This window comes from Kitasatospora sp. NPDC058190 (genome assembly GCF_042883685.1).
Lineage (GTDB): Bacteria > Actinomycetota > Actinomycetes > Streptomycetales > Streptomycetaceae > Kitasatospora.
In genome coordinates this window covers 1-8,106 of record NZ_JBHVVI010000215.1, presented here as the reverse complement: position 1 = coordinate 8,106, position 8,106 = coordinate 1, and the positions used below count along the sequence as shown (strand labels likewise).

Genomic DNA, 8,106 nt, shown 5'->3' with positions numbered 1-8,106 from the left:
GGTGGGTGCGGGCAGCACCCACCGGCCCCGGCCGTCCGGTCCGGTCACACCAGGAGTTTGTCCTTGGCCTTCTGGTACTCCTCGTCGGAGATGGCGCCCCTGTCCTTCAGGTCCGCCAGCCTCGTCAGGTCGTCGACATGGCTGCGGCCGCCGGGGGCGCCGCCCTCCGGTGGTGTCCCGGCGGCCGCGTCCCGGACGTAGGCCTTGAACGCGGCCTCGGCCTGCTGGGCCTGGGCGACATCCCGCTTCCCCATGCCCGCGCCGCGCGCGATGAGGTAGGCCAGGACGCCGATCAACGGCAGGATGATCACCACGAGCAGCCAGCCCGCCTTGCCCCAACCGCCCAGGTCGTGGCTGCGGAAGATGTCCGTGATGATCTTGAACAGCAGGAAGAACCAGAGCACCCAGAGGAAGAGCTCCAGCATCGTCCAGAAGATGTTGAGCACCGGGTAGTCCACGGCCAGCAGCTTGGTGTCCATAATCACGTGTTATCACCGCGAAACGGACAGTGTGCTCTGATGTTCGGCCGTTCCGGTGGTCTTCGGGTCCGCCGGGACTACCTCAGCCCCGCGCGGCCCGCTCGCGCAGCTCCACCGCGAGCCCGATCAGCTCGCCCCACCACGCGTCGTGCCCGGTGAGCAGCAGCCGCTGCGCCTCGGCGACCGGGAGGGCCCGGACCTCGACCACCTGCTCGCCGTCCGCCGGATTGGTCGGCGTGGAGTCCAGCGCGACCTCGGCCCAGCCCCACAGCCAGGCCTTCTCCGGGTGCGGCTGCCACGGCCGGTACGGCACCGGGTCGTCGGTGCGGCAGCGGTGCGCGCCCAGCCAGGCCGGCTCGCCGAGCAGCCGGGCGCCGGCCTCCTCGCGCAGCTCGCGCGCCAGGCAGGCGTCGACGGACTCGTCCTGCTCCCGGGTGCCGCCGGGCAGGAACCAGTGGTCCCGGTCGTCCCGGCACAGCACCACGCCGCCGTCCGCGAAGCCGACCAGGTGGATGTTGGTGACCAGATCGTCCGGCGGCAGCACGGTGGAGAACTGCGCGTCGTAGCGGCCCCAGGCCCAGTACTGCGGCGCGTGCAGCACGGGGAACAGGGCGGCGAGTTCGGCGGCTCTGGCGGCGGTGTCGGTGCGGTCCGTGGTGTCGGTCATTCCGTGATCGTAGTGCCGGCCTGGAAACGGCGGGGGACGCTCTGGTGGACGAGGGCGATGTCGGGGGTGGCGATGGAGCGCGGCCGACGGTGCGCCGGCTCGGTCGGGGCGCCGACCCAACTGCCAAGCGAGATCTCGGCGGTGATGCCCGGTCCGAAGCCGGCGATCAGCCCCGGGGTACCCTCGGGCGCGCCGCCGTCGGCGAACAGTCGGGCGAGGGCGTCGAAGACGACGGCGCTGGCGATGTTGCCGCGCTCGGTGAGCGTGGCCCGGCTGTAACGGAAGGTCGCGGGCTCCAGGTTGAGGAAGTGGCAGAGGTCGTCCAGGATGCGCGGGCCGCCCGCGTGCACGATGTAGAAGCCCAGCCCGGAGACGTCCCAGCCGTGCTGTCCGGCCAGGCCGCGCAGGGCGGGGGCGAGCATCTCCATGGTGCCGGGGACCCGCCGGTCCAGCTGGAAGTGGAAGCCGGTGTCCTTGACGCCGTACGAGATCCAGTTCTCGGTGTCCGGGACGAGGTGTGAGCCGTTGCGCTCGATGTGCACCCCGTTGCCGCCCTGCCCGCGCATCACCACGGCGGCGATCGCGTCGCCGAACAGGCCGTTGGAGAGCAGCGAGCCGACGCCGAGGTCGGTCGGCTGGTAGCAGAGCGAGCAGAACTCGCAGGCGACGATCAGCACGTTGGCGCCCGGGTAGGCGCGGCAGAAGTCGTGCGCCCGGTTGACGGCGGCGCCGCCGGCCGCGCAGCCGAGCTGGGCGATCGGCACCTGGCGGGTGTCGGAGCGGAACCCCATGGTGTTGATCAGCCAGGCGGTCATCGACGGCATCATGAAGCCGGTGCAGGACACGTAGATGATCAGGTCGATGTCCTGGGCGCCCAACTCGGCGTGGCGCAGGGCGCGTTCGACGACCTCGGGGACGCGGGCCTTGGCCTCCCGCTCGTACACCCGGTTGCGGACGGTGAAGCCCGGGTGGGTGAGGGTCTGCTCGATCGGCTGGACCAGGTGCCGGGTGCGCACCCCGGTGTTCTCGATCAGCCTCAGGGCCAGGCCGAGTTGGGGGTGGTCGGCGTGCAGGGTGCGGGCCAGGTCGAGGGTTTCGTCGAGGGTGATGACGTGTTCGGGTACGGCGATGGCGGGGCGGCAGAGTGTTGCCATGGTGTGGGTCTCCCCAGTGCTGCGGGAACGGTGTGGTGGGGAGGGGCTACCAGGTGACCGGCAGGGTGCGCGGGAAGCGCCAGATCGAGCCGGAGTTCCAGTCGAGTTCGGACGGGTCGACGGCCAGGCGCAGCCGGGGGAAACGCCGAAGCAGGGTGCCGATGGCGACCTGGAGCTCCATCAGGGCCAGGTGCGAGCCGAGGCAGCGGTGCTGGCCGTGGCCGAAGGCCATGTTGACGGGCCCGGCGTCGCGGTCGAAGTCCAGTTCGTCGGGACGCTCGTACGCCGAAGGGTCCCGGTTGGCGGTGAGGTAGGAGACGTGCACGGCCTCGCCGGCCCGGATCAGCACCCCGCCCAGCTCGACGTCCTCGACGGCGACCCGGGCGATGCCCACGCCCTGGCGGAACGGGATGAAGCGCAGCAGCTCCTCCAGGGCGCGCGGCAGCAGGTCCGGCTGGGCGCGCAGCTTGGCGAGCTGCTCGGGGTGGGTGAGCAGGGTGTAGGTGATGTTGCCGAGCTGGTAGGTGCTGGTGTCGTGGCCGGTGACCAGCAGGACCATCGCCATGACGGCCAGCTCGTCCGCGTCCAGTAGGTCCTCGCCGTCGCGGGCGGTGGCGAGCGCGCTGATCAGGTCCTCGCCGGGGTCGGCGCGGCGGGCGGCGGTGAGCCCGGTGAAGTAGGCGCGCAGGCCGGCCTTGGCCTCCTCCTGGCCCTCCCGGCTGCCCGGACCCATCCGCATCATCGCGACGGCCCAGGCGCGCAGTTGCTCGCGGTCCTGCTCCGGGATCTCCAGCACCTCGCAGATGGTGGTGAGCGGGAGCCGGCTGGAGAGGAAGTGCATCAGGTCGGCCGGGGCGCCGTGTTCCTCCATCTCGTCGAAGTAGCCGTCGACGATCCGCTGGGTGGCCGGGCGCATCCGCTCGACCTGGCGGTTGGTGAAGCCCTGGGCGACCAGGCGGCGCAGCCGGTTGTGCTCGGGCGGGTCCATCAGGTTGATCGCCTCGGCCTGGGCGATCGGGGCGGGCGTCATCCGCGGCAGGTCGCGGCCGATGCCGGCGGCGCGGCTGAACCGGCGGTCGGTGGTGACGACCTTGACGTCCTCGTAGCGGGTGGCCAGCCAGGCCTCACCCTCGCCGTGCGGCAGGCGGATCTTCGCGATCGGGGCCTCGGTGAGCAACCGCTTGAGGAGGGGGTCGAACTCCAGACCGTCGGTGTGGTGGAAGGGGCAGTCCCACACGGGGGCGGTGGTGGTCACGGGCCTGTCCAATTGTCTTCGTCATGCCGGGGTGATGCCGGCCCGAACGGTTCGTCATGGTTCGGACCTGGGCACGGAGATGTTCCCCCCATGGACTGGCAAAAATGTGAATCCCCCGAACTGTTCCCTCTATCGAGTGAGATGGATGATTGTCATGCGAATTATCTTGGTGGATGCGGAAGTTGACGGTCAGTTTCCGTCGCCGGGTGCGACCAGCCCGGTCTCATAGGCGAGCACCACCGCCTGGGCCCGGTCGCGCAGGTTCAACTTGGCGAAGATCCGGGCGACATGCGTCTTGACCGTCGACTCGCTCAGGGTCAGTTCGGTCGCCAACTCGCTGTTGGACAGGCCGCGTCCGAGCAGGCCGAGCACCTCCACCTCGCGCGGGGTGAGCGGCGCGAGGTCGCGGTGCAGCCGCGGCGAGTCCGCGCCGCGGGCGGCGGGGTGCGGGGCGCCGACCGCGAAGCGCTCCACCAGGCGGCGGGTGATCGAGGGGGCGAGCAGGGCGTCTCCGGTGTCCACCAGCCGTACGGCGGCGGCGAGATGGGCCGAGGTGACGTCCTTGAGCAGGAAGCCGCTGGCCCCGGCGGACAGCGCGGCGTAGACGTACTGGTCGAGGTCGAAGGTGGTCAGCATGATCACCCGGCAGCCGGGGGCCTGGGCCAGGATGCGGCGGGCGGCCTCCAGTCCGTCCATGACGGGCATCCGGATGTCCAGCAGGGCCACGTCGGGCCGGTGCAGCACGGCGGCGGCCACCGCCTCGGCGCCGTCGGAGGCCTCGGCGACCACGTCGATGCCGCGCGCGGTGAGGATCATCCGGAAGCCGGTGCGGACCAGTTCCTGGTCGTCGGCGATCACCACCCGGGGCCGGCGCTGTTCGGTCTTCTCCACACGCTCTCCGTGTTCCATGGGGGCCTCCATCACGGCCGGTCCAGCGGGATGCGGGCGCGCACCCGGAAGCCGCCGCCGAGCCGGCGCCGGGCGTCCAGGTCCCCGCCGTACACCGCGACCCGCTCGCGCAGGCCGATCAGCCCGCGCCCGGCGCCGTCCGCCTGCTTCGGTGCGGGGGAGGGCGCGCCGGAGAGCACGCTCGGCCCGCTGTTCAGCACCTCCACCCGCAGGTAGTGGTCCGCGTACCGCACCGTCACCTCGGCCGTCACCCCGTCCCCGTGCTTGAGCGCGTTGGTCAGCGCCTCCTGGATGATCCGGTACGCCGTCACGTCGATGCCGCCGGGCAGCGGCCTCGGCTCACCGGAGATCCGGACCTCCACCGGCAGCCCGGCGAAGGCGAACCGGTCGATCAGCGGGCTCAGCCTGGTCAGGCTCGGCTGCGGCGCGAAGTCCTCCGGCTCCGGCTCCTCGCTGCCGTCCGCCGCCGGGGCGAGCAGGCCCAGCAGGTGCCGCAGCTCGGTCATCGTGTCCCGCCCGGCCGCCTCGACCGCGCCCATCGCGGCCGCCGCCTCCTCCGGCATGGTGGCCAGCACCTCGCGCGCGGCGCCGGCCTGCACCACCATCAGGCTCACGTTGTGGCTCACGATGTCGTGCAACTCGGCGGCGATCCGCGCCCGTTCGGCGTCCACGGCGGCGCTGGCGGCGCTCTCGCGCTCCCGCTCCAGCAGCCAGCCGCGCTCGCCGATGGCCTCCCGGTACAGCCGCCGCGCCCGTACCAGCTCGACGCCCAGCCAGCCGGCGCCCGCGCACGCCCCGGCCGCCACCCCGACCGCCGCCCAGTCCAATCCCGTTCCCCACACGACGCCAGCTTCCCAGGTCAGCGCTTGATCGACATCATCCGGGGGTGCCGCCCCCGTACATCCCCGGTACTACGGCCGCCCGCGGTTACACCTGGGGTGGGACGCCCGGCCCGGGCCGCCGCGCCTACCGTCGTCGACCATGAGCAACGACCACGACGGGACCATCCGGCCGGACGACGCGCAGGTCGTCGTCGAGCTGTCCGGGGTGCACAAGGAGTTCGGCGACGCCAAGGCGCTCGACGGCCTCGACCTGCGGATCAGGGCGGGCGAGGCGGTCGCGGTGATGGGCCCCTCGGGGTGCGGCAAGTCCACCCTGCTGAACATGGTGGCCGGGCTGGACCGGCCCAGCTCCGGAACCGTCCGCGTACAGGGGCAGGACCTCGGCGGGCTGAACGAGAACGGGCTGGCCCTCTTCCGCCGCCGCCACATCGGCATGATCTTCCAGTTCTTCAACCTGATCGACGACCTCCCGGCCCTCGACAACGTCGCCCTGGCCGCCCAGCTGACCGGCACCAGCGCCAAGCAGGCGCGCCGCCGGGCACTGGAACTGCTGGACGAGCTCGGCGTCGCGCACCGCAAGGACGTCTACCCGGCCACGCTCAGCGGCGGCGAGCGCCAGCGGGTCGCGGTGGCCCGCGCCCTGATGAACCGCCCGGCGCTGCTGCTCGCCGACGAGCCGACCGGCGCGCTGGACAGCCGCTCGGGCGAGCAGGTGATGGACCTGCTGATCGACCTCAACCAGATCGGGCAGACCCTGCTGATCGTCACCCACGACCCCAACCTGGCCACCCGGTGCGCCAGTCGGCTGGTCGAGGTCGCGGACGGCAAGGTGGCGCGCGAGCGGATGCTGGAGGCGCAGTCGTGAGTGGCGCTGTGTGGCGGGCTTCCCGGGCGGCGGTGAAGCGCCGCCGGGTGCAGACCATCGTGATCGGCCTGGTGGTGTTCTGCTCCACCGCGACCGTGCTGCTCGCCCTCGCGGTGATCAGTGCCGCCCGAGCCCCCTTCGACACCGCCTTCGAGGCCGAGCACGGCGCGCACGTCACCGCCGTCTTCGACCCGGTCAAGGCCTCGCCGGAGCAACTGGCCGCCACCGCCCACCGGCCGGGCGTCGAGGCGGCCGCCGGGCCTTTCGACCAGGCCGTGGTGACCATCCCCGAGGACTGGGTCGGCCGCCCGCCGGGCCCGCTGACCCTGGTCGGCCGGCCCGACCCGGCGGACTCGCCGGTGGACCGGGTGCGCGTGCTCGCCGGCCGGTGGGCCACCGCACCCGGCGAGGTGGTCATCAACACGCCGGGGGGCGCCGGGGCGGCGTACCTCGGCACGCCGCTCACCACCAACACCGGGGTGAAGCTCACCATCGTCGGCTTCGCGAGCGGCATGAGCCAGTCCTCCGGCGGCTGGGTCACCCCCGAGCAGGCGGCCGCCCTGCACCCCACCGGTCGGCAGATGCTCTACCGCTTCACCGACGCGGCCACCGAGCAGCAGCTCACCGCCTCGCTCGCCAACGCCACCGAGGGCCTGCCCAAGGACGCCGTCACCAGCGGGCAGTCCTGGTTGGTCCTCAAGCAGGCCTTCTCGGCCGGCGCCGACGCCTACCTGCCGCTGATGACGGTCTTCGGCGTGCTCGGCCTGATCGTCGCCGCGCTGATCGTCGGCAACGTGGTGAGCGGCGCGGTGGTCTCCGGCTACCGGCACATCGGGGTGCTCAAGTCGATCGGCTTCACCCCGCGCCAGGTGGTCACGGTCTACCTGACCATGGTTTCGGTGCCCGCCGTCGTCGGCACCGTCCTCGGGACGGTGGCCGGCTGGGCGGCCTCGTACCCGATCCTCCAGACCGCCTTCTCCGGGATCACGACCGGCACCGCCGTGATCGAGCCGGCCGGCTGGCTGCCCGTCGCCACCCTGATCGGCGTTCCGCTGCTGGTCGCCCTCGCCGCGCTCGTCCCCGCCTCGCGCGCCCGTCGGCTCTCCGCCGCCCAGGCCATCTCGGCCGGCAGCGCGCCGCGCAACGGGCGCGGGCTGAAGGTCCAGCGCTGGTTGAGCGGCACCCGGCTGCCGCGCGCCGTCAGCCTCGGCCTCGGCCAGCCCTTCGCCCGCCCGGCCCGCACCGCGCTGACCATGGCGGCGATCGTGCTCGGCGTGGTCACCGTGACCGTGACGACCGGGGTGAGCAGCACCCTGGCCAAGACCATGGGGGTCTCGTCCGACCTAAAGACCCACATCGACGTGCAGACCAGCGCCTTCTCGGAGAACAAGATCGCGCCCCGGCTGACCCCGGAACAGACCACGGCGATGCTGCACGCCACTCCCGGCGCCGAGCGGGTCTCCGTCCGCGGGCTGGTCCGGGTCGGTATCGTCGGCCAGCCCCAGCTGGTCTTCGCCAACTTCTACGGCGGCGACGACATGGTCGACCACCGGCGGCTCGACGTGGTCAAGGGCCGCCAGGCGACCGGGCTGAACGAGATCGAGGCCGGGCCGGCCTTCCTCGACCAGCACGGGGTCAAGCTCGGCGACCGGGTCACCCTGGTGCTCGACGGTCGGCAGACCACCGTCACCATCGTCGGCGAGGAGGTCGAGGGCAACGCCAACTCGATCTCCTCCAACGACGCCACCAGGGCCCTGCTCACCCCCGACCCGCACGTGGTCGAGTACGACGTGCGGCTCGCCGACGGCGCCGACGCCGAGGCGTACCAGAAAGCCGTCACGGCCGCCGACCCGAGCCTCTCGCCCTCGATCGTCACGCCGGGCTCGGCAGGGCCCGTCGTCGCCATCCAGACCTTCAGTACGACCTTCTCCGTCC

Annotated in this window: 8 protein-coding genes; 2 read left to right on the top strand and 6 right to left on the bottom strand. The window is 72.3% G+C overall.

Annotated elements, in window-relative coordinates; genetic code table 11:
* Window positions 1-44 precede the first annotated feature (44 nt).
* The 6 genes from ACFVWU_RS43450 to ACFVWU_RS43425 form a co-directional block, all read right to left on the bottom strand.
* Window positions 45-479 (bottom strand): SHOCT domain-containing protein, encoded by a 435-nt coding sequence (locus tag ACFVWU_RS43450; protein WP_387631943.1) that lies wholly within the window; start codon window positions 477-479, stop codon window positions 45-47.
* A gap of 82 nt (window positions 480-561) precedes the next feature.
* A complete protein-coding gene (locus ACFVWU_RS43445; RefSeq protein ID WP_387631940.1) occupies window positions 562-1,146 on the bottom strand; it encodes an NUDIX domain-containing protein in 585 nt (194 codons plus the stop codon).
* Window positions 1,143-2,300 (bottom strand): type III polyketide synthase, encoded by a 1,158-nt coding sequence (locus tag ACFVWU_RS43440; protein WP_387631937.1) that lies wholly within the window; start codon window positions 2,298-2,300, stop codon window positions 1,143-1,145. The genes ACFVWU_RS43445 and ACFVWU_RS43440 overlap by 4 nt, the downstream gene beginning before the upstream one ends.
* 46 nt (window positions 2,301-2,346) lie before the next feature.
* Window positions 2,347-3,555 carry a cytochrome P450 gene (locus tag ACFVWU_RS43435; protein ID WP_387631935.1) on the bottom strand — a complete coding sequence of 403 codons (1,209 nt, stop codon included), beginning with the start codon at window positions 3,553-3,555 and terminating at the stop codon, window positions 2,347-2,349.
* Window positions 3,556-3,744: 189 nt separating this feature from the next.
* A complete protein-coding gene (locus tag ACFVWU_RS43430; protein ID WP_387631932.1) occupies window positions 3,745-4,464 on the bottom strand; it encodes a response regulator in 720 nt (239 codons plus the stop codon).
* Window positions 4,465-4,475: 11 nt separating this feature from the next.
* Window positions 4,476-5,306 carry a sensor histidine kinase gene (locus ACFVWU_RS43425; protein WP_387631929.1) on the bottom strand — a complete coding sequence of 277 codons (831 nt, stop codon included), beginning with the start codon at window positions 5,304-5,306 and terminating at the stop codon, window positions 4,476-4,478.
* 139 nt (window positions 5,307-5,445) lie between these two features.
* On the opposite strand from ACFVWU_RS43425, the gene ACFVWU_RS43420 reads away from it, so the two are divergent.
* Window positions 5,446-6,171: an ABC transporter ATP-binding protein gene (locus ACFVWU_RS43420; protein WP_387631928.1), complete on the top strand. Its 726-nt coding sequence runs from the start codon at window positions 5,446-5,448 to the stop codon at window positions 6,169-6,171.
* Window positions 6,168-8,106: ABC transporter permease (locus ACFVWU_RS43415; protein ID WP_387631926.1), on the top strand; the 1,939-nt coding region annotated here is incomplete at its 3' end. The genes ACFVWU_RS43420 and ACFVWU_RS43415, both read left to right, overlap by 4 nt.

Excerpts from the sequence above, each read along its gene's own strand:
- ACFVWU_RS43450 (WP_387631943.1), bottom strand. The coding sequence starts at position 479 with ATGGACACCAAGCTGCTGGCCGTGGACTACCCGGTGCTCAACATCTTC.
- ACFVWU_RS43445 (WP_387631940.1), bottom strand. The coding sequence starts at position 1,146 with ATGACCGACACCACGGACCGCACCGACACCGCCGCCAGAGCCGCCGAA.
- ACFVWU_RS43420 (WP_387631928.1), top strand. The coding sequence starts at position 5,446 with ATGAGCAACGACCACGACGGGACCATCCGGCCGGACGACGCGCAGGTC.
- ACFVWU_RS43440 (WP_387631937.1), bottom strand. The coding sequence starts at position 2,300 with ATGGCAACACTCTGCCGCCCCGCCATCGCCGTACCCGAACACGTCATC.
- ACFVWU_RS43430 (WP_387631932.1), bottom strand. The coding sequence starts at position 4,464 with ATGGAACACGGAGAGCGTGTGGAGAAGACCGAACAGCGCCGGCCCCGG.